At 66.5% G+C, this 20,627-nt stretch carries 14 protein-coding genes; 8 read left to right on the top strand and 6 right to left on the bottom strand.

What is annotated here, in order from left to right; all coding sequences use genetic code 11:
- Nucleotides 1–107 precede the first annotated feature (107 nt).
- Nucleotides 108–758 (bottom strand): TetR-like C-terminal domain-containing protein, encoded by a 651-nt coding sequence (locus tag ACFU5M_RS05690; RefSeq protein ID WP_379044269.1) that lies wholly within the window; start codon nt 756–758, stop codon nt 108–110.
- Between the two features lie 299 nt (nt 759–1,057).
- Here ACFU5M_RS05690 and ACFU5M_RS05685 point away from each other — a divergent pair, with 299 nt between their 5' ends.
- Entirely contained in the window at nt 1,058–1,279 is a 222-nt protein-coding gene (locus tag ACFU5M_RS05685) for a hypothetical protein (RefSeq protein ID WP_379044266.1), read from the top strand.
- Between the two features lie 49 nt (nt 1,280–1,328).
- Complete coding sequence (locus ACFU5M_RS05680) at nt 1,329–1,766, top strand: VOC family protein (protein ID WP_379044263.1); 438 nt, start codon at nt 1,329–1,331, stop codon at nt 1,764–1,766.
- A 342-nt stretch (nt 1,767–2,108) separates the two neighbouring features.
- Here ACFU5M_RS05680 and sigJ read toward each other — a convergent pair whose 3' ends face one another.
- Complete coding sequence (gene sigJ, locus ACFU5M_RS05675; protein ID WP_379044260.1) at nt 2,109–2,999, bottom strand: RNA polymerase sigma factor SigJ; 891 nt, start codon at nt 2,997–2,999, stop codon at nt 2,109–2,111.
- A 136-nt stretch (nt 3,000–3,135) separates the two neighbouring features.
- Between sigJ and ACFU5M_RS05670 the strand changes: the two genes are divergently transcribed.
- From ACFU5M_RS05670 to ACFU5M_RS05660, 3 genes are all read left to right on the top strand, one after another.
- Entirely contained in the window at nt 3,136–3,756 is a 621-nt protein-coding gene (locus tag ACFU5M_RS05670) for an NADPH-dependent FMN reductase (RefSeq protein WP_379044257.1), read from the top strand.
- On the top strand, nt 3,734–4,189 hold the full coding sequence (locus tag ACFU5M_RS05665) for a YybH family protein (RefSeq protein ID WP_379044254.1): 456 nt from the start codon (nt 3,734–3,736) through the stop codon (nt 4,187–4,189). The genes ACFU5M_RS05670 and ACFU5M_RS05665 overlap by 23 nt, the downstream gene beginning before the upstream one ends.
- Before the next feature lie 375 nt (nt 4,190–4,564).
- The gene (locus ACFU5M_RS05660; RefSeq protein WP_379044251.1) at nt 4,565–5,113 is read left to right on the top strand and encodes a hypothetical protein; all 549 of its coding nucleotides are present in this window, start codon (nt 4,565–4,567) and stop codon (nt 5,111–5,113) included.
- 148 nt (nt 5,114–5,261) lie between these two features.
- Here the strand turns inward: ACFU5M_RS05660 and ACFU5M_RS05655 are convergent, their stop codons facing one another.
- Nucleotides 5,262–6,689, bottom strand: coding sequence for an aminotransferase class V-fold PLP-dependent enzyme (locus ACFU5M_RS05655; RefSeq protein WP_379044248.1), 1,428 nt, complete (start codon nt 6,687–6,689; stop codon nt 5,262–5,264).
- Nucleotides 6,690–7,256: 567 nt separating this feature from the next.
- Between ACFU5M_RS05655 and ACFU5M_RS05650 the strand changes: the two genes are divergently transcribed.
- Entirely contained in the window at nt 7,257–8,117 is an 861-nt protein-coding gene (locus ACFU5M_RS05650) for a MaoC/PaaZ C-terminal domain-containing protein (protein ID WP_379044245.1), read from the top strand.
- A 6-nt stretch (nt 8,118–8,123) separates the two neighbouring features.
- Here ACFU5M_RS05650 and ACFU5M_RS05645 read toward each other — a convergent pair whose 3' ends face one another.
- The 3 genes from ACFU5M_RS05645 to ACFU5M_RS05635 are packed head-to-tail and all read right to left on the bottom strand — an operon-like array spanning nt 8,124 to nt 17,319.
- Nucleotides 8,124–8,972, bottom strand: a complete 849-nt coding sequence (locus ACFU5M_RS05645) for an alpha/beta fold hydrolase (RefSeq protein WP_379044242.1) — start codon at nt 8,970–8,972, stop codon at nt 8,124–8,126.
- Nucleotides 8,969–16,339 carry an SDR family NAD(P)-dependent oxidoreductase gene (locus tag ACFU5M_RS05640; protein WP_379044238.1) on the bottom strand — a complete coding sequence of 2,457 codons (7,371 nt, stop codon included), beginning with the start codon at nt 16,337–16,339 and terminating at the stop codon, nt 8,969–8,971. Before ACFU5M_RS05640 ends, ACFU5M_RS05645 begins: the two co-directional genes overlap by 4 nt.
- Entirely contained in the window at nt 16,336–17,319 is a 984-nt protein-coding gene (locus ACFU5M_RS05635; protein WP_379044235.1) for a prenyltransferase/squalene oxidase repeat-containing protein, read from the bottom strand. Before ACFU5M_RS05635 ends, ACFU5M_RS05640 begins: the two co-directional genes overlap by 4 nt.
- Before the next feature lie 203 nt (nt 17,320–17,522).
- Between ACFU5M_RS05635 and ACFU5M_RS05630 the strand changes: the two genes are divergently transcribed.
- Together ACFU5M_RS05630 and ACFU5M_RS05625 are read left to right on the top strand one after the other, a co-directional pair.
- Nucleotides 17,523–19,166, top strand: coding sequence for a class I adenylate-forming enzyme family protein (locus tag ACFU5M_RS05630; protein WP_379044232.1), 1,644 nt, complete (start codon nt 17,523–17,525; stop codon nt 19,164–19,166).
- Nucleotides 19,163–20,440: a cytochrome P450 gene (locus tag ACFU5M_RS05625; protein WP_379044229.1), complete on the top strand. Its 1,278-nt coding sequence runs from the start codon at nt 19,163–19,165 to the stop codon at nt 20,438–20,440. Before ACFU5M_RS05630 ends, ACFU5M_RS05625 begins: the two co-directional genes overlap by 4 nt.
- The last annotated feature ends 187 nt before the right edge of the window (nt 20,441–20,627 follow it).

Raw genomic sequence — 20,627 nt, 5'->3', positions numbered from 1 at the left:
TACAGTATCGAGTCTCGAGTGTACCTAGTTGATGGGTATGCCAGAGCGAAGGCCGGTAGCCGGCCGAGCGAACATGGCGCGGAATCGAGAAGCCGGCCGATAGGGCCTCAGCGGGTGGGGGTACCGCCGACGAGGGGCAGCAGCACCTGGTCCACCAGGCGGGCTATCCCCTCGACGTCGAGAACGGCACCGGTCAGGTCCTCCTGCAGGACCAACACCCCGACGGCTGCGGCAATCTCCAACCTGCCCGGCGCCAGCAGACGCTCGACCCGCTCCGCAGTGATTTCGCCGCGCTCTCGAGCGCGGTGCAGGCAGGAGACGATTCCCTCGCGCTGCCCGGCGATGTAGCGCTCCCGCAAGGTGTCGGCGATCTGCGGGTGAGAGGCGGTGGCCGCGGCCAGCACAGCCGAGAAGCGACGCTCCCGGGGTTGCAGGCACGCGGAACTTTGGGTAAGGGTGGCGATGAGGTCCTCGCGCAGTGTCCCGGCGGCCGCTACCTCGGCCGGGACAGCGGGGAGCATGATGCTTTCCAAGGCGTCGGCGACCAAGTCCTCGCGCGAGGCCCAGCGACGATAGACGGTGGCCTTGGCCACCTCCGCGCGCGCGGCTACCGCGGCCATCGTGAGATCGGCGTACCCGCTCTCGACGATCAGGTCCAAGACCGCTTCGATGATGCGAGCATTTCGCGTCTGGTCACGGACAGGCCCGAAGGCGCCACTGGGACGCTGGCGTCCAGTGGGGCGGGTCGACCTGGTCACACGCACGACGGTACTGCATCCACTTCCCCTGCCATCGCGCCATCCTGCCCTATCCGCGGGAAGTCGCGGGGCTGGCCATGGCACCGCCCTGCATACTCCGCGACATCGAGCAAGAAGCCTCATCCCGCCACCCCGTCTTTCGCCGCCCAAGAACCGCGGTGTAGGCCGAGATCCATTTCGATACACGCCCTAATGCAGAAGCGCGGCCTGCACCGTCCGCCGTCTCACCCCGGGCGCAGCGCGTTTCGGCATGCGGATCCTCCCCGTGTCGGCAGGCCGGTGGGGTTAGCATGCCTGCCGTGGTCGGAGTTCGCCAGGAGGGCAGTCACTTTCGCGATCCCGTCGGTCGAAGCCTGATGCTGCAGCGCCTCGAGTGGGAGGCCGAGGTCCGCTCGCTCTACGACGGCATGGTCCGGATCGTGATCACTCCGACCTGGGTGAAGCTGATCGACTTCGAAACCACCTTCCCCCCCGCGGTCGAGGAGCTGATCCGGCAGCGGGCCGAGCGTCAGCGCGCCTGAACCCGATCATCCCGGCCAGAATGGGCCGTAACGAACCAAGGAGAACATCATGGCGATCCACCGGATGGATCACGCGGGCATTGTGGTCGAGGATCTCGCGGCTGCTATCGCGTTCTTCGTCGAACTGGGCCTGGAACTGGAGGGCGAAGCAGCAGTCGGTGGCCAATGGGCCGACAACCTCCTCGGACTGGACGGCGTCCGAGCAGATATCGCCGTCCTACGAACTCCGGACGGCCATAACCGGGTCGAGCTCTCGACGTTCCACTCGCCGACGACCACCAGCACTGCGCCGAAGGCGCCGGTGAACACCCCGGGCATCCCTCGCCTGACGTTCGTCGTCGACGACGTCGAGGACGTCCTCGACCGCCTGCGCGCCCACGGCGCCGAACCCGTGGGCACGGTAGCTCAATACGAAGACATCTACCGGTACTGCTACGTCCGCGGCCCCGAGGGCATCATCATCGGGCTGGTCGAGGAACTCCACTGAACGACACTCCTCGCCGCGAGGCTCCCGATCGAGCACCGGCAATGACTCGAACCGCCCCGAAGATCGACTTGCGGAGATGATGTCGGCCTTCAACCATGCGCGAACATGCATCAAGCGGTTTCTACTGGTCACGATCGGTGTAGGCCGTGCGGAACGTCGAAGACGACGGGAGCGTGAACGTGAAGATATCCAGCGATCTCATGTTGTGGCGCTTCCAGCGTGTGTAAACCTTGTGGCCAGGTCGCGCCGGGCGGGAGAGTGCACTCGCGGTAACGGTTCCCGCAGCAAGGCAGGTTGTGCAGGGCACTCCGCTGGAAACAGCCTGTGGATCCGCGGTTCAGTTCAGCCGGCGATCCAGGGCCGCAGTTTCTCCGGGTTCCGGATCACCCAGATGCGAGTAATCCGGCCGTCTGCGATGTCGAAGGCGTAGACCGAGACAATGGTGTCGTCGAGTCGTGCTACCAGGCCGGGCTGACCGTTCACCGTGCGCTCCGACAGGGTTACCGCGGGGCCATAGGTGGCGATTTCCATCCAGGCATGGGCGACCTGCTCGCCGCCGTTGATCGGGTCGCGGAAGGCCAGCGCCAGGCCGCCCCCGTCGGCCGTCGCGATCGCCTGCGGGTCGAGCAAACCGATCAGGGCCTCGATGTCCTTTGCTTCCCAGGCGTGTTTGAAATCGCGGACGACCTCGGCGCGCTCGGTGCGCGACGGGCCCCGCGAAGTGTCGATGCGGCGGCGGGCGCTCGAGGCGAGCTGGCGGCAGGCTGCCGGGGTGCGCCCGACGATGTCGGCAACCTCGGCGAAGGAGTAGCGGAAGACGTCGTGCAGGACGAACGCCACCCGTTCGGCCGGCGTCATGGAATCCAGCACAACGAGGAAGGCCATGCTGATCGACTCGTCGAGAGTGACCCGGTCCGCGGGATCGACGAAGTCGGGGCCCTCCAGCCAGTCGGGCCGACCGGGTACCGGCTCCGGAATCCACTCTCCCACATAGTGTTCCCGCCTCACGCGCGCCGAGCCGAGCAGATCGAGGCAGATCCGGCTGGCGACTGTCGTCAACCACGCGCCGGGCGCCGCCACCTCCCGCCGCTGCCGCTCGGACAGCGCGTACCAGCGCACGTAGGTCTCCTGCACCACATCCTCGGCCTCGGCCAAGGAGCCGAGCAGCCGGTAGGCGAGATTGATCAGCTGACGGCGTTCACTGATCACTGCGGGCAGGTGCGGGTCGGTCACGGTCGGGCTCCTTCGGTCTGTGCGTTCCTCACCGAGATCGACGATGCAGCGACCCGATATGTGAGGCGGCCTGACATTCCGGACGGCTGTGTCGTCGGAAGGTCGTGACACTTTCAGCAAACCAGGAGTTCCGACCGTGATCAGAATCGGCATCATTCTCGGCAGTACCCGGCCCAACCGCAACGGCCCGCAGGTCGCCCAGTGGGTTCTGGACTCGGCATCGCGGCGCGGCGACGCCGAATTCGAACTGATCGATCTGCGCGACCACCCGCTGCCGCATCTGGACGAGCCCGTGGCGCCGATGTTCGGCCCGTCGGTACATGCGCACACCCGCGCCTGGGCCGAGCGGATCGCCCCGTTCGACGCCTTCGTGGTCGTGACCCCGGAGTACAACGGCGGCGCCCCCGGGGTGCTGAAGAACGCCATCGACCACCTGTGCGCGGAATGGACCGACAAGGCGGTCGGATTCGTCTCCTATGGCGTCAGCGGCGGTGCCCGCGCGGTGGCGCAGCTAAGGGTGGTCTGCGGCACGCTGGGCATGGCCGACGTGAGCCGTCCGGTGGAGATCTCGGTGCTCACCGATTTCGAGGACCACACCACCTTCACGCCGCGCGAGCGCCACACCACAGCGCTGAACACCCTGCTGGATCAGCTCCTAGCATGGAGCACCGCCCTTGCGCCGCTACGGCGGCCCGCCACCGATACCCCGCACATCAACGCCGAAGGAACCAATCATGACGACGCAGTCGCACGCTGACCGTATCGAGGTGGATGAAGTCGAGATTCGCCGGCAAATCGACAAGGTAGTCGAAGGACTGCGAGCCAAGGATCTCGAGGCCGTGCGACGGTTGTACACGACCGATGTCGTGTCTTTCGATGTCGAGCCGCCGCTGCAGCACGTCGGGATAGCGGCGAAACTCGAGAACTGGGCGAGAGTCTTCACCGTCTTCGAGAGTGTGACCTATGAGATTCGCGATCTGACGTTCGCCGTGGGCGATGATGTGGCATTCGGGCACGCCTTTGCTCGTCTCAGCGGCACGCTGAAGAACGGGGCCGCAACGAGCGGTATGTGGGTCCGGGTCACGTACGGCATGCGGAAGATCGATGACACCTGGTTGATCGCGCACGATCAAGTGTCGGTGCCGCTCGACATCGCGAGCGGCAAAGGCGTGGTCGACCTCGAACCCTGACGGGTCGCGCCGAAGCCGCACCCCTACAGCGATAGAGAGCCGAGCAACCACCGATCGGATCTCGCCCCGCTTTCGATCGACGGACCGCGGCCCTCTCACCGATCCGCGCCCGGTACACGGTGGGCTCTCCGATACCCGAGCGCCGTTGCGGCGGATCGCCGGAAGGGCTTGTCGGCGGCCATGAATCCGTACCCCTCGAAGAAGCAGTCGGGCACGCTGGCGTAGTCACGGTCGCTACTCCTCCGAAGCGTCGGCAGCACCCCGGTGCCCGTTGTCCGCGCAACGCCGCTGGGCGTCGGGGAACCTGATTCGGGGTCGGTAGCCGATTAATGTCTGCAACGGACATCAGCCGAGCAGGAACGACCAAGGAGACGCATGTTCACCCGATATCGTCTGGCCGGAGCCGTTGTTCTCGCAAGCGCGTCGCTCGGGATCATCCCGTTCGCCGCACCGGGCATCGCCGCACCGCCCGGTGTCAGAACCGCGAATTCGATCATCACCTGCGCCGAAAACGGCACAGTCAGCTGGGCTGGTTCCGGGTTGGGCGAGAAGCCGTCGAAGGTGGAATGGACGGCTACCACCGAATTCACCGACTGCAGGGGGCCCGCGGTCGACGAGGGCAAGCCGTACCCCGTCAGCATGGACGAGGAGGGCACCGAACTCGCCTCGTGTGACGGGAAGGTCAACGTCCATCAGGGCACGGGCAGCATCACCTGGTCCGATGGCAGCACCAGCAGGATCAGCAGCAAGTCCGCGGGCAACCAGAGCAAGTCCAAGGGGTCCGGTCCGGCCACCTTCCCGATCATCATCGAGTCCGGCACCTACGCAGGGCATACCGCCTCGGATGACAACACAGTGAGCACCGAGCAGTCCTGCCCCGGCGTGACCGAGGCGTCACTCACCGGCACATTCACCGTCAACTGACTCCCCGAGACAGGTGCGAGCGCCGCCGAGCCCAGGTTCGGCGGCGTTTGCCATGCGGTATCCGGGCAGCATTACTCGAGTGCGCCCTGCAGCGGCGGTCCTGCACTGGCTCGGCTGATGCTGGACCGACCTGTTCGGCCCAGTCGACTCAGCGCGGTGCGGCGACGATATCCGCCCACTCGCTCAACAGCGTCCACGCGGCGGCCACATGCTCCTGGCGGGTGGCGGTGCCGCCGACAGCCAACCGGAGTGCGAACGCGCCGCGAACCTCCGTGTGTGACAGAAAAACTCGTCCTGTCGCGTTGACGGCATCCAACAGCGCCCGATTCGCCTCGTCACCGCCGCGCAATCGGAAGCAGATCAGCGACAGTGGATGCGGTGCCAGCACTTCGAAACGATCGTCCGCGCCGACCCACGCGGCGAACTGCTGGGCCAGTGCGACGCTGTGCCGGATATGTTCGCGCAGGCCGACCGCACCGTACCAGCGGATTACCGCCCATAGTTTCAACGCCCGGAACCGACGTCCCACCGGCACCTGCCAATCCCGGTAATCCACCACAGCGCCGGATTCGCTCGCACTGTTGCGCAGGTATTCCGGCAACACCGACAGTGCACCGGTCAGCGCACCACGATCGGCGACGTAACAGGCGTCGAAGTCCAGCGCGGTGAGCAGCCATTTGTGCGGATTGGTCGCGTAGGAATCGGCGAACTCGGCCACACCCGCGTGAATCCACCGCAGCTCCGGACATATCGCGGCAACACCCGCATACGCCGCGTCCACATGCAGCCACACACCGTATTCGCGGCAGACGGGGCCGATGAGCTGCACCGGATCGACCGCGCCGGTGGACGTCGTGCCCACCGTCGCCATCACCAGGACGGGGGTTCGGCCGCAGGCCACATCCTGTTCCATCGCCGCCCGCAGCGCCTTCGGGTCCATCGACAGGTCGGCGCGGGTGTCGATGAAACGCACGGCCGAGGAGCCGAGACCCGTTATGCGCGCGATTTTTTCGAAAGCGCAGTTGGCTTCGGTCGAGGTGTAGACGACATAGCGCCCTGAATCGATACCGTCACGAGCGACCCGCCCACCCGAGGCTCGGTGCAGCGCCGCGAGCAGCGTGACGAGCATCGCGCTGGAGGCGGCGTCCTGAACCACACCGCCACCGCTGCCCGCGAAAGTGAAGCGTTCAGGCAAGCCGATCAACCCGGCGAGCCAGTCCAGGACATGCTGTTCCAGCTCGGTACAGGCCGGGCCGGTCTGCCAGATCATTCCCTGCACACCCAATCCGGAGATCAGCAGATCGGCCAGCGCCGCAGGACCCGACGCACCCGTCGGGTAATAGGCGAAGAAGCCGGGATGCTGCCAATGCGTCAGGCCGGGAACGATGATGCGATCCATATCATCGAGCAGACCGGCGAACGGCTCGCCGAACTCGGGCGGGGACGGCGGCAGTTGTGCGCGCACAGCACCCGGGGCCACTGTCGACAGCACCGGCAGCGACTCCACCCGCTCCCAGTAGTCCGCCACCCAATCCACTACGGCGCGACCGTGTTCCCGGAATTGTGCGGCCGTCATATGCCGAGGCACGGGCGCGTCGTCCACCGGCCGCGCACCGGGACAACTCGGCGCGCTCACGTCATGGTGGGATGGAGCAACTCGAGGAGTGGTCGCCACCGATCACAGGGTAGAGGTCCGGTGCACCGATCAGCGCTGATGCGGCGGTGAGGCGTGTCGCCCTTCATCGCCACCACGCCAGTACACCGATCTTCTATCCGCCATCTCGCCGGGGCCTGTCCCGATCGAAGGATTCACGGGCCGTTGAGGCGAGCGACGCGGGACAGGCAGCGAATTCGGTATCTAGCCGCGAGTTACACCAGGGCGTCAACCCGGAAAGTGGTGGCGAACGGCTCGGACGACGGCCGCGCCTCGACGTGTGGTGTCCCGATCGCCGAGCGTGTCAGCCGACAGTGATTGTTGTCAGTTCAGCGGCCCCTGCTCGACATCAGGACAGTTGGCATCCGGGGCCGCGGCGTCGTGACCTGCGAACTTGTGTGCTTTCCGATACGCTGACCGCATCGGGCGTGGCGCCGGTCCGCGGTTGACGGCCGATCTGCCTCGGCGGTGCACAGGAGGACGGTTGCGATGGCGATGCCGATACTTCGGGATACGGCCATCGGTGTCACGGTGCCGGAACAAGAGTTTCGATGGACCGACCGCGATGTGCGGCGATACCACGACGCGGTGGGCTGGTCAGGTGCGGACGGGACTGTCCTGCCCACCTTCGCGATGACCGCGCCCGGGGTCTTCGGGGTGGCATCGCCGGAGTTCTACCGGCCTCAGCCACCCGAAGTGCGCTTTCCCGGTGTGCGGCTCGAACTGGGCACGCTCTTGCATCGGGAGCAAGAGATCCGGGTCCACCGTCCGGTTCCCGTGGCGGGGGCGGCGATTTCCCGCAGCGAGATCGCCGAGGTAGAGGACCTCGGCACGGCGGCGGTGCTGGTCCAGCGGAGCACGCTCGTCGGCACCGACGGCGTCGCGCTGGTGACCGGGTGCTCTCGTATCTACGCCCGGGGCGCGGGTGGTTTCGGCGGACCGCCGGACTCTTCGATCGCGGTGGCGATGCCGGAGCGCGCGGCGGACGCTGTGTCGGACACGCCGACTTCACCGTGGCAGGCGGTTCGATATCAGAGGTGCGGGCGGGGAACCTCGATGCGCGGCAACGTGCACACCGATGCCGCCTTCGCCGCCGCCGCCGGATTTCCGATGCCGATTCTGCAGGGCGTATGCACCTACGCCATCGCCTGCGCCGCTGTGCTGGCATCCGCGCTGGGCGCCGATGCACGCCGAGTCCGCCGATTCTCCGCGCGGTTCCTCGGCGTGGTGTTTCCCGGCGAGACGCTGCGCACCCGGACGTGGGTGGACGACGAAGTCTGCGTGTTCTCCACCTCAGTCGTGGCACGGCCCGGAAAACCCGTCCTCTCGGGCACTTTGGCGTTCACATGACCGTCGTCAGCCGGTAGCCAGGAACGCACCGATGACATCAGCGACCGGTCCGGGGTTCTCCATGTGCAGGTGATGGCCGCCCGGCAGCGTGATCTCGCGAAGCTTGGGCACACTGCCGATCCGCTGCGGATAGAAGGCTTCGCGCAACGCGGTGCGTTCGGCCTTCACCAGCAGGGTCGGTGCGGTGATGTTGCGCAGGAAGGCAAGCACCTGATCCTCGTGGAAGGTAGCGGTGAGACCGCGATTGAGCCGCACGTCGTGTCGCCACGAATATCCGCCCGGCACCTCGCGCAGATCACGCTCGACCAATGCCTCGGCGGTCTCCAGCACGATGTCCGCCAACTGGACGCGGGCTTTGACCGCTTGGATCCGACTGCGATAGACGGGATGTTCTTCGCCTCGAAGATAGGTGTCGAGATAGCGCGCGAGGCCGGACACCGCGTCCGTCGGGCCGGCCGAGAGCGGCCCGATGGCGTCGATGAGCACTAGCCGGTCGACCTTGTCCGGGTGGATGCCCGCCACGAGCGAAGACAGCGCGCCGCCGAGCGAGTGACCGATCAGCTGGAATCGCTCCCAGCCCAGGATCTGCGCGAGTTCGAGGACAGTCGCCGCATAGTCGAAGTAGTGACAAGTGAGCGAGGGAACCGGGTCGGAAAGGCCGTGGCCGGGCAGATCTATGGCGACCAAGTCCACACCGGCGAGCAACTGCGCCAGCGGCTCGAAGCTGGCGCAGTTGTCCAGCAAGCCGTGCAGGCACAAGGTGGGCATGCCGCCTGCTGCCGGTGATCGTTTTCCGCGCAGAGTGATTCCGGCACGGGGCAGTGAGAACGAGACGTTGTCCATCGCGATCGTCACCCGTCCAGCTGAGTGAGGATCTGACCGGTCAGTTCCACGATGCTCGGACCTTTCATCAGTTCCATGATGGTGACCTTGACGCCCAGCTCTCGCTCCAGCCACGAGCTGATCTCCACCGCGAGCAGCGAGTCGAGATAGTCCATCAGCGGCATGTTCTCGTCCAACGTCTCCACGGGAATGCCGAGCACACCCGCCAAGCGGGACCCCAGTGCGGTAGCGACCAGTTCGCCGCGTGCATCGCCGCTTTGTGCGCGCAGGCGCTCGCGCAGCGGACTTCCCGAATCGAGTGCGTCCGCCTGCTGCGCGCCATGAGCGGACAGGTGCTCATAGCGTGGATGCGAATTCGGTTCCAGGCCGTGGTGACGGAAGAATTGCGGCCAGTCCATCGGCAGCACACCGACCTGTGACAGCTTGGTGCTCCAGAGGGCGCGCAGCGCGTCGAATGCCTGAGCGGAGGTGAACGAGCGCATACCGGTGGTGGCTACCAGGCGGCCGATGTCGTCGTGGCGAGCCACATATCCGACATCGGAGATCGCACCCCAGTTCACCGTGAGCACCGGCTGTCCGGCAGCCGCTCTGGCTTGAGCGAGATGATCGAGGAACGCGTTCGCCACGGCATAGTTCGCCTGGCCACGGTTGCCGACCATCGATGTCGCCGAGGAGAAGAGGATGAAGGCCGCCAATGGCAGATGCGCGGTCAGCTCATGCAGATACCATGCGCCGAAAGCCTTCGGCGCGAGAACATTCGTCAGCCGTTCGCGGTCCAGGTCCGTGACCAGCGCGTCGTCGAGCACCATGGCGCAGTGCAGCACGCCACGCAGCGGTGGAAGATTCCGCTCGATCCTGGTGAGCAACTCCGCCACCGCGGCGCGGTCACTGATGTCCACAGCCTCGGCGACGACCTCGACCCCGCGCTCGCGGAGCGCGTCCACTCGGGCCGCGGCGAGCTCGCCGGACACACCGGAGCGGCCCACCAGCACCAGGTTGCGCACCCCGGTGTCGACCAGTCGATCCGCCATGGCCAGCCCGACGCCACCGAGTCCTCCGGTGATCAACCAGGTTCCGTCGGTGGCCGGTGGCTCCGGAGCGCGAACCACCCGTATTTCGCGCTCATCCATCGCCAGCACCAGCTTGCCGACGTGCCGAGCGGCAGACATGTGACGGAAGGCCGCTTCGGTCTGCCAGGGGTGGAAGACGCGGAAAGGCAGCGGGTGCAGCTCCGCGGAGGCGAATCGCGCCATCAACGCCTCGAATTCGGCGTGCACCGCATCGGGGCGGTCCACCAGCAACTGACGCAGATCGAAGCCGAAGTACGAGAGGTTGCGCAGGAAGGGGCGCAGACCGAGCTTGCCGTCCTGCAACAGATCCCGTTTACCGAGCTCGACGAAACGGCCATAGGGTGCCAGGCAGGCGATGCTTCGGCTCACGGTCTCCCCCGCGATCGAGTTCAGCACCACATCCACGCCCGCGCCATCGGTCACGGCGTGGATCTCGTCGGCGAAGTGCGCCGTGCGGGAGTCGAATACATGCCGCACACCGAGCCTGCGCAACAGCGCCCGCTTCTCCGGGCTTCCCGCGGTGGCGAAGACTTCGGCACCGAGCGAGCGTGCGATCTGCACGGCCGCCAGCCCGGTCCCGCCTGCGGCGGCGTGGATCAGCACGCGCTCACCCGCGCCGAGCCGGGCCAGCTTGTGTAGCGCATACCACGCGGTAAGGAAAACGATGGGTAGCGTGGCGGCTTCCTCGAAACTCAGGTTCGCGGGTTTGGCCACGACACCGCTGGCGGGCAAGGTGACATGGCTGGCCAGCGTCCCCTGCGCGGCGTGCACGGCCACCACGGCGTCGCCGACGCCGATTCCGTTGACGCCTTCGCCGACACGGGTGACGATCCCGGCGCATTCGGCGCCGAACCGGTAACCGCTCGCTGATTCCAGCGGGGGCACCTGGCCGAGGGCGATCATCACGTCGAGGAAGTTCAACCCCGCGGCGGCGATCTCGATCTCCACTTGTCCGGCAGCCGGTGCGACTCGTCGCTCGGCGTGATACCGCAACTCGTCGAGCGACCCTGGAACCTCCGTCGTCAACACGAAACCGGTGCCGGGAGGCAGTTCCTCGGGTGACACGGTTTCCCGATCCGGAGGCAGCGGAACCAGTCTGCGCACAAAGCGCTCCCCGCCGCGCAGAACGATCTCTCGTTCGTTGTCCTCGCTACGCAACTCGGCCCACACAGCATCGAGTTCGCTGGTGGCCGGAGCCGGGTCGAGATCGATGACGGTGTGGTGTAGCTGGGGAAGTTCCAGCCCGATCACCGCGCCCATACCCCATGCGGCCGAGGCCGAGAGGTCGACCTCGTCGTTCCGGAACGCATGCGCGCCACGAGTCAGCGTGTACAGGCGGGGCCAGCGTTGTGATTCCGTGCGGCACAATCGTTGCAGCAGATCGATCATGCCGACCGACCATTCGGTGATCGCCTGGTCCAACGGCAGACCGCCCGCGCCGCGCAGATCGATGATCCCTTCCGGCTCCAGCGCGTCGAGGTCGTGATCGGCGGGATCGCGCACCACAGTGGCGCGACCGCCGTCGACCTCGATCCGGGCGGCGAGCTCCGCGGCGAGCGCGTCGCCGTCGGCGAGAATCAGCCACTCGCCGAGTTGGTCCGGATCGTCACCGCCAAGATCGGAGGGCAGCGCCGTTTCGGGAGCGCGGGCCAGCAGCACCGACTGCGAGCCGGATCCGGCGTGCTCGGGATCGCCGAGTGCGGCGACATCGTCGAAATCCAGCGAGCGCAGTAGTTCCAGCCATTCCGGCGCCGACAGCAATGGGCCATCCGGGCGCAGACGCAGATCGCGGAAGGACCACCAGCCCGCGGTGAGACCGAAGGTGAGATCAAGCCAGGGCGTGTCGGGAGCGGCCTCGATGAGCAGCAACAGCCCGCCGGGAGCAAGCATCTCCTGGAGATAGAGCAGAGACTTCTTCGCGTCGGCGGTGGCATGCACGACATCGGCCGCGACGACCAGATCGAACGAGCCCGGAACGAAATCTTGTGATTGCAGATCGTGTTCGAGGTCGAGGACGCGATAGTCGACGAAGTCATAGCCCCGGAATCGTTCCCGCGCGGCGGCGACGAAAGAGGGCGACACATCGGTGAAAACGTAGTCACAGCGGTGCGCGGGCAGCGCGGGCAGCAGGTTCGCGGTCAACCCGCCGGTTCCACCGCCGACCTCCAGCACCCGCAGCGTTCGCCGTGGGTCCGCGCTCTCGGCGATCCGGTGCACGGCTTGTCTGGCGATCAGGTTGTAGAAGCGGGCGACCGGAGAGGTGTGGTAGATGGGCTCGGTGTCGGCCATGGAACCGTCCGGGAACAACAGTTCCAGCGGCTCGACCGCTCCGGTCAGCACGTCGTGCAGTCGAGCACCGGTGCGGCGCAGCAACAGCAGTTCCCATGCACAGGACGGATGGCGCGCGAAGAGTTCGGCCCATCGGGCTTCGGGGTCGACGGAGGCGGGCCGCTCGATCCGATACCGGTCGCCCTGCTCACTGATCGTGCCGTCGGCGACCAGCAGCCGCAGCAGACCGTGCATCGCACGCTGGTACCGGGGCAGCAGCGTAGGGATTTCCGTGACCGCGAATTCGGTGTCCGGCGCGAATTCGCGAAGACATTCGGCCACATATGCGCTGCAAAGCTCGCGCATCTCCTGCTGATAGGTGGTGGCGTAGGCACGCCGGTCGAGTCGGACCGCCACGTCGCGAAGAAACGGATCGAGTTCGGCCGCGAGATCGCCCGGCCCGAGCACGACTCCGCTGCGCGTCTGTGCGGCCGCTTGGCCGGCAGGCTGCCAGATCAGGCTGTAGAGGTCGTCGGCGAGGCCGTGAGCAGCGAGGGCAGGCTGCCGAACGGCTTTGCCTGTCAACGGGGTGTACTCGGCGATCAACTGACCCCGCTCGTCGAGCAGGTAGATGTCGACCGAGAGCCCGCTGTGATCGTGCTTGCGCAGGCGGGTGTAGCACCACACGGGCAAGGTGTGCGTGCGATAGTGGCGCACCCGCTCGATGCCCGTCGGCAGATAGCTGATGGGCAGCAGTTCCTCGGGGTGCTCGGTGGCCGGGTGCAGAATGGCGCTCTGGAAGCAGGCGTCGAGCACGGCAGGGTGCAGCAGATACCCCGACAGCCGGTTGCGCAGGACCCGTGGGGGTGCGATTCGGGCAAGAGCCTCACCGGCTCCGGTGTGCAGCCGATCGATCCCGCAGAACGCGGGCCCGTAGGCATATCCTTTGCTCGCCAGGCGGCCGTAGATGTCGACCGGTTTGAAGCTCTTCGTGCAGCGCGCCCGGATCGCGTCCGGGTCGAAGGATTCGTGTTCCTCGATCGGCGCCTGGTGGAAACGGCCCCGCGCGTTGCGAAGCCAGGTGTCGCCACGCACCGCACGTTGGTGGAACTCGAAAGTGCCCTGCTCCGGGTTCAGTTCGAGCCTGGTCAATTGCGGCTCGTCGGACAGCACGCATGCGCGTTCGAATTCGACGAACTCCAAGCCGCAGGTCTTGCCGGTCAGCTCCCCGGCCGCGTGCAGCGCGGCCTCGACGTAGGAAGCGCCCGGCACGATCACCGACCCGAACACATCATGGTCACGCACCCACGACAGCCGGTGGTCGTCCCAGTTGATCTCCCAGGTCGGGCGCGGCCCGTCTACCCGGCGGAGCATGGGGTGGGTCTGGCCGCCGGTGCGGTCGCGACGTGAAACGGCGCTTTCGTTCCAGAAAGACTGACGTATCCAGGGATTGGCCGGCAGATCGAGCACGGGCGCACCTGCGGGGTATCGCTGCTGCCAGGCCACGGGGCAGCCGCTCGTATAGAGCGTGGCGAAGGCGCCGAGGAAGCTTTCCCAGTCGTCTTTGCGCCGCGCCAGCGAAGTCACCACCACCGCGTCGGGGGTGATCTCGTTGAGCGAATTGGCCAGAACGGGGTGCGGGCTCAGCTCGACGAACGTGTCGTAGCCGTCGGCGAGCATCGCGCGGACCGCGGGCTCGAACAGCACCGGCTGACGGAAATTGCGCCACCAGTAGCCGGTGTCCAACTCCGTTCCGTCGATCAACGCCCCGGTGGTCGTCGAGTACATCGGGATACTCGCCCGGCCGCCTTCGACTCCGGCCAGAACCTCCATCAGTTCATCGTGCAGCGGGTCCATGTCTCGGCTGTGACAAGCGCAGTTGACCCGCAGCATCCTGGCGAAGACCCCGTCGTCACCGAGTTCGGCCGCCAATGCCTCGAGCGCGGGCCTGCGCCCGGACAGCGTGGCGGCGCTGGGGCTGTTCACCGCGGAGACCCACAATTGGTCGGGGTCGCGCCTGCACAACTCTCGTGCCCGCGCTTCCGGCAGGGCGACGAACATCATCGCGCCGGTGGGGTCGGCTGTCTCCTGAATCCGCGCGCGGTGGCAGATCACCTTCAGCGCGTCGGACAAACTCAGCGCTCCGCTGACATGGGCGGCGGCGATTTCCCCCATACTGTGGCCCAGCACCGCGTCCGGCTGGATGCCCCAGGACTTCCACAATTCGACCAACGCCACTTGCAGGGCGAACATGGTCGGTTGCAGGATCTGTGTTTCGCCGACCCGCGAGGATGCCTCGTCGGCGGTGAGTTCGGTGAGGATCGACCAGTCGACGTACTGCCGGGCCAGCGAGTCGCATTCGAGTATCTTCGCGCGATATACCGGCGAGGTCTCCAGCAGCTGCCTGCCCATCGCGTACCACTGCGGCCCCTGCCCGTTGAACAGGAAGGCCACCTTCCCGGCGCGGCCTCGCTGAATTTGATTGCGAAGCACGCTGCCCGAACGCAATTTCGCGGCCGCGTCGGCCGCGTCCGAGGCGATCACCGCGAGCCGCTGCTCGTGATGGCCGCGCCGCAGCGCGAGGGCGGCGCCCAAGGATTCCAGGTCGAGTGGGCTCGTGTCGAGCAGGTCGGCATACGACGCCGCGAGCGAGTCGAGCGCCGGTTCGCTGCGCGCGGACAACGTGACGACGGTCGGTGTCCGCGCCTCAGCGGGCGAGGACGGCGGCAGTGCGAAGTCCGGTTCGGTAAGCACCACATTCGCGTTGGTGCCGCCGAAGCCGAACGAGTTGACGCTGGCCGCCGCGCAGGGGTAGCCGGCGGGCCACGGTTGCGACGCCGTGGCCACGGCGATCGGTAAGCCCGCGAAGTCGATGCCCGGATTGGCCTGCCGGAAGTGAAGGCTGGGCGGAATCCGCCGATGCCAGACGCACAGCGCGGCCTTGATGAACCCGGCGATTCCAGCGCCCGCCTCGAGATGGCCGATATTGGTCTTGATCGATCCCAGTAGGGCGGGCCGCTCGGGATTGCGGCCGGTGGCGAGGACCCGACCGAGGGCGTTGGCCTCGATCGGGTCGCCGACAGGTGTTCCGGTGCCGTGCGCCTCGACATATCCGATATCGGCGGGAGCGATCCGGGCCGCCTCGAGCGTGGCACGGAAATTGTCCTCTTGCGCCTCCCCGCTCGGCACGGTGATGCCTTGGGTACGGCCGTCCTGGTTGACGGCGGTGCCCCGGATGATCGCGTAGACGCGATCGCCGTCGGCGCGTGCGCTGGTCAGCGGCTTCAGCACAACCACTCCGGCGCCCTCGCCGCGCACATAGCCGTTGGCTGACGAGTCGAATGCCCGGGAACGGCCATCCGGTGACAGCATCGCGGCCTGGCTCAACGCTATTCCGAATTGCGGGGTGAGCATGAGGTTCACCCCGCCGGCCAGCGCCAGCTCGCTTTCCCCTCGGCGCAGGCTTTGCACGGCGAGGTGTACCGCGACGAGCGAGGAGGAGCAGGCGGTGTCGATGGTCATGCTCGGCCCGCGCAAGTCCAGCGTGTAAGACAACCGGTTGGAGATGATGCTCATGAACGTGCCGGTGGCCGAATGCGGACCGAGGCCCGTCAGCTCGCTGGGCGCCGATTGAAGGCCGCCGTAGTCCTGGCTACAGGCGCCGACGAACACTCCGGTGCGCCCGCCCGCGAGGTCGGCGGGCACGATGCCCGCGTCCTCGAGCGACTCCCAGGTCACTTCCAGCAGTAGCCGCTGCTGAGGGTCCATCTGCTCGGCGACGCGCCCGGATATCCCGAAGAACGCCGCGTCGAACGTATCGACCGCCTCGAGGAAACCGCCTTGGCGTGCACTCAACCGGCCGGGCTGTTGCGGTTTCGGCGAGTAGTAGTGCTCGATGTCCCAGCGGTCCTCGGGAACCGGGCCGATCGCGTCGAGGCCCTGCTCCAGCGCATCCCACAGCGAGCGCCGGCCCGTGATACCACCGGGTAGTCGACAACCGATTCCGATGACAGCGATGGGTTCGTCGTCTGTGTAACTCATGCCATCTCCAGCTCTTTGAACGCGGCGAGCACTTGCGCCGTGGTGAAAACGTCTTGGGTGGCGCGGAATGCGGAGTAGCTCTCGGTCTCCGGATAGGGGTAGCGGCCACCGAACCAGGAACCGTCCGCCCGCCGCCGCGCCAGCAGCCAGCCGATGGCCCGCCGGACCGGCGGATCCTCAGCGGTCAGACCGGCATACGCGAGCGTCGCCAGTGCGAGTGCCGTGTGCTGTTCGGCCGCGGCCATGTCGCCGAAGCCGGGCACCTCGCTGTACCAGCTGCCGTCGGCGCGTTGCTGGGCGAGGACGAAGTCACGGGCCGCGGCGACAGCTGGGTAATTGCCGAAGCTCGCCAGCGCGGCGACCGCGGGGCGCATTAAATAGTAATGTGTGCCGTAGTAATACCAGTTGATGCCGAAATGGCCCTCGCTGTGCTGCTTTTCAGCCAGAAAGTTCAGCGCCGCGTCGAGGTGGAGCGGGTCCTCGTCCAGGCCGGTGAGAGCCATGAGCGCGAACCCGGTGACCGAGGGCTCCGCCTGGAAGGCCTTCGGGATGTGGCTGTGCACCTCTTCCCACGGACCACTCGCCAACTGCTTGCTGCGCAGGAAATCCGCTCTCTGCCTGGCCTGTTCGACCCGGCCGAGCAGAGTGAGTGCCGCGATGTACTCGCTGCTGGTTTCCGTGCAGTACTCATCCGGACCCACCTCGATCGCGCCCCAGCTGAGCATCCCGGTGGGTTTCTCTCTGGTGGAAAGGAATGAAACTATTCTTTCGGCGAGAATTGGGGTATGGCTCGCTGTCCGGTCGTGCCACATCGCAATGGCTTTGAGTGCGTTGACCGAGTCCCACTCCTGGAACACCAGGACCTCCGGGTCCTCCGCAATGGACCCATCGGGCTGCTGACAGCGCTGAAAGTACCTGATGGCGTCGCCGACGACCTGCCCGAGCGACAGTCCATGTTGTTTGACGACCGACTCGAGCATCGAGCTCCTCCGCCTGATCTGTGCTGTACCGAGATGCGAATTCGAAACATCGAACTCTCCACGCGCACACGATCACACAGCGATCGTGAAGCCGCAAGATATGTCGCAACATCCGACAAGACACGTTCGTTTGCGGTACGGTGCAGGAAACTTCGAGTTGGAACTATCTCAGTGAGTTCTCAGTAGATTGCCAGGGAGTCGCCGTGGGGCGCAATACCATTGCCGAAAATCGTTGGGTCACCGTGACGACGCTCGGTGACCTGCTGGATCGACGAGCCTACGAACATCCGGACCGTATCGCGCTCGCCTTTCCCGACGCCGAGATCGGGTACGGCGAGCTCGCCGACCGCGCCGAGATGATCGCCCGCGGCATGCTGGCGCTGGGCATCGCGGCCGGAGACACCGTCGGGATCCTGCTGCCGAACTGCAGCGACTCCATCGCGGTCCTGTTCGGGGCGATGAAGATCGGCGCACTTCCGGTGCCGGTCAACGGGCGCTTCAAGAGCTACGAGCTGACCGAAGTGGTCACGCACTCACGCATGCGCCTGTTGTTCACCACCGCACCGGTGCCCGATTTCCTGCCCACGCCGCAGACGGTGCCGACCCTGGAGCATGTCGTGCTGCTCGACACCGACGAGGCGCCGGCAGATTTCCGGTCCGAGACGGACTTCCTGATGGCGGCGGCGGGTGTCGACCCCGCGCAAGTGCGGCGACGGCAGGAGTTGGTCCGGGTGCGCGACACCGCGATGATCATGTACACCTCCGGTACGTCGGCCAGCCCCAAAGGGGCGATGATCAGTCACGAGGCGTTCAGCCGTTTCGCGGCGGCCACCGCGCACACCCGGTTCTTCCTGACCGAAGAAGACCGGATCTGGACCGCACTGCCCCTGTTCCACATCGGCGGTATCGCATTCGCGATCGCCAGCATCTACGCGGGCTGCCGCTACTGCCATGTCGGCTTCTTCCGACCCGACACCGCGCTGGACCATCTGGAGGCGCAGCGCAGCACGATCGCGCTGCCCGGTTTCGAAACCATCTGGCTGCCGGTACTGGACCAACCTGATTTCGCCGACCGTGACCTGTCCGCGCTACGGCTGGTGATGGCGGTCGGTGTGCCAGAACGCCTGCGAGATATGGCGAGCCGGGTGCCTCAGGCCGTGCAGGTGTCCTGTTACGCGATGACCGAATCCACCTCCTTCCTATCCCTGAACCATCAGTCCGACACGCTGGAGCAACGGACGACCACCGGCGGACATCCGTTGCCCGGCATGGAGTGCCGTGTGGTCGACCCCGACACCGGCCTCGATGTCGCGCCCGGAGTCGAAGGCGCACTGCTCTTGCGCGGGACCAACTGCTTCGACGGCTATCTGCACGACCCCGAGCTGACGGCGAGTTGCTTCGACGACGAGGGGTGGTTCCACACCGGCGATATCGGCACGATCGACGACGACGGGCGGGTGACCTTCGTCAGCCGGCTCAAGGACATGCTCAAGATCGGCGGGGAGAACGTCTCCGCAACCGAGGTGGAGAACTATCTGTTGCGCCATCCCGCCGTGCACATCGTGCAGGTGGTCGGCGCGCCGGATGACTACTACGTCGAGGTGCCCGCCGCTTTCATCGAGCTGAAACCCGGTGCGAGCGCCACCGAGCAGGAGATCATCGATTTCTGCCTCGGCCGGATCGCCACCTACCGCGTGCCGCGCTACGTTCGGTTCGTCGAGGAATGGCCGATGTCCGGGACCAAGATCAAGAAGTTCGTGCTGCGCGAACGCATCCGCGACGAATTGCGCGACCGGGGAATCACCCAGGCGCCGAAGCTCCGGTCGCCCCAGAGCGTGCAGGCATGAGCGCCGTAGCCGATGTCCGCACGATCGGCGGGCTCTATCGGACGCGGCTACGGGTCGAAGTCTCGGCCGCGATGGGCGATCCGGTCGCACAGGTGATGTCCATACCGCGTGGCGCCGACGGCCACGGCCGGTACGAGCAAGTGCGCGCGCGCGGTGATCTGGTGCGCGGGCGCAGCGGACTGTGTATGACAGCTTCCTACGCGATGTGCAACGAGGTGCTGCGCAGCGACCGGTTCGCCGCCGCGCCTACGTCCGCGGTCCGGTTGAAGCTGACGCCCCCCTCGTGGCAGCGCACCGACGTACTGGTGCATCCGCTCGATGACTCCTTCGCCTCCGCGAACCCGCCGGAGCACACCAGCCTCCGCAGAATCGTGGCACCGTGGTTCAGTCCGCAGCAGATGCGGGCTCGCCGGGCGTTCATCGAAAAGGTCGTCGCCGAACACCTGGATCGCCTGGACCGCGCCGAGCCGGTCGACCTCATCGACGAGTTCGCGCTTCAAGTGCCCAGCAAAGTGATCTGCGAGATGCTCGGTCTCGATCCGGACGACCATGCCCTGTTCGCCCGTTGGGGTATCGAGTTCGGCGCCACGGTCGACGGTGCGCGCGGTATCCGCGAACGCCGTCGCACGCGGTTCCTGCTCGCGGAGCTGACCGACTATTTCGACACCGTAGTCGAGCAGCGACAGAAACACCCCGGCGACGACGTGATCAGCAAGATGGCGAGCGCGGTGGAGGAAGGGTCCATGACACGGACCGGTTTGCTCGCCACCTGCCAGGCGCTGCTCATCGGCGGTTTCGTCACCACGGCCAACATCATCGGCAACGCCGTCGTAGCGCTGACGCAGAACCCGGAACAGCGCGACGCATTCACCGCCGACCTCGATCTCGCCGACCAGGTGGTCGAGGAAGTGCTGCGCTGGGAGGCTCCCGCGCAATACAGCGTGCGGGTAGCCCGGCAGGACACCCACCTGGCGGGCGAGGAACTGCGCAAGGGCACGCCGGTGGTGACGCTGCTGGCCGCCGCCAACCGCGACCCCGCGGTGTTCGCCGAACCCGACCGATTCGATATCAACCGCTCGAACGCGCGGGACCATCTGTCGTTCGCCGCCGGACCGCACTACTGCGTCGGAGCCGGGCTCGCCCGGTTGGAAGGCCAGATCGCCTTGCGCGCATTGTTCGAACGGTTTCCGGAGCTCGATGTGGCTGGTCCGGCTCGTTACTGCCCGTCGCGAGTCATCCGGGGGCCGCGGCACCTACAGGTCCGCTGCCGTTAGCACGACGGTTGCAGCAAGGTCCGCAGCTCTGCGCAGGTCGGCGGCGGTGACTCGGGTAGCCCGCTGAGCGCACAACGTTTCAGCGCGCGCCCGGGGGGTGTGGCATTGGATCCGCTGGGCGCTTCACTAGACACCCCCGAGCTGCCACCGTCGCTGGTCCAGTTCCGTGGAAACGCGTACGTCCTTG

This window comes from Nocardia sp. NPDC057455 (genome assembly GCF_042802775.1).
In the GTDB taxonomy this organism is placed as follows: Bacteria; Actinomycetota; Actinomycetes; order Mycobacteriales; family Mycobacteriaceae; genus Nocardia.
Note: the sequence above shows the minus strand (reverse complement) of the source record. Positions and strands in the feature narration are given on the sequence as shown.

Bases quoted from the DNA above. Each gene is read 5' to 3' on its own strand.
- ACFU5M_RS05680 (WP_379044263.1), top strand. From the start codon at position 1,329: ATGGCGATCCACCGGATGGATCACGCGGGCATTGTGGTCGAGGATCTC.
- ACFU5M_RS05635 (WP_379044235.1), bottom strand. From the start codon at position 17,319: ATGCTCGAGTCGGTCGTCAAACAACATGGACTGTCGCTCGGGCAGGTC.
- ACFU5M_RS05640 (WP_379044238.1), bottom strand. From the start codon at position 16,339: ATGAGTTACACAGACGACGAACCCATCGCTGTCATCGGAATCGGTTGT.
- ACFU5M_RS05660 (WP_379044251.1), top strand. From the start codon at position 4,565: ATGTTCACCCGATATCGTCTGGCCGGAGCCGTTGTTCTCGCAAGCGCG.
- ACFU5M_RS05650 (WP_379044245.1), top strand. From the start codon at position 7,257: ATGGCGATGCCGATACTTCGGGATACGGCCATCGGTGTCACGGTGCCG.
- ACFU5M_RS05665 (WP_379044254.1), top strand. From the start codon at position 3,734: ATGACGACGCAGTCGCACGCTGACCGTATCGAGGTGGATGAAGTCGAG.
- ACFU5M_RS05625 (WP_379044229.1), top strand. From the start codon at position 19,163: ATGAGCGCCGTAGCCGATGTCCGCACGATCGGCGGGCTCTATCGGACG.
- ACFU5M_RS05655 (WP_379044248.1), bottom strand. From the start codon at position 6,689: ATGACGGCCGCACAATTCCGGGAACACGGTCGCGCCGTAGTGGATTGG.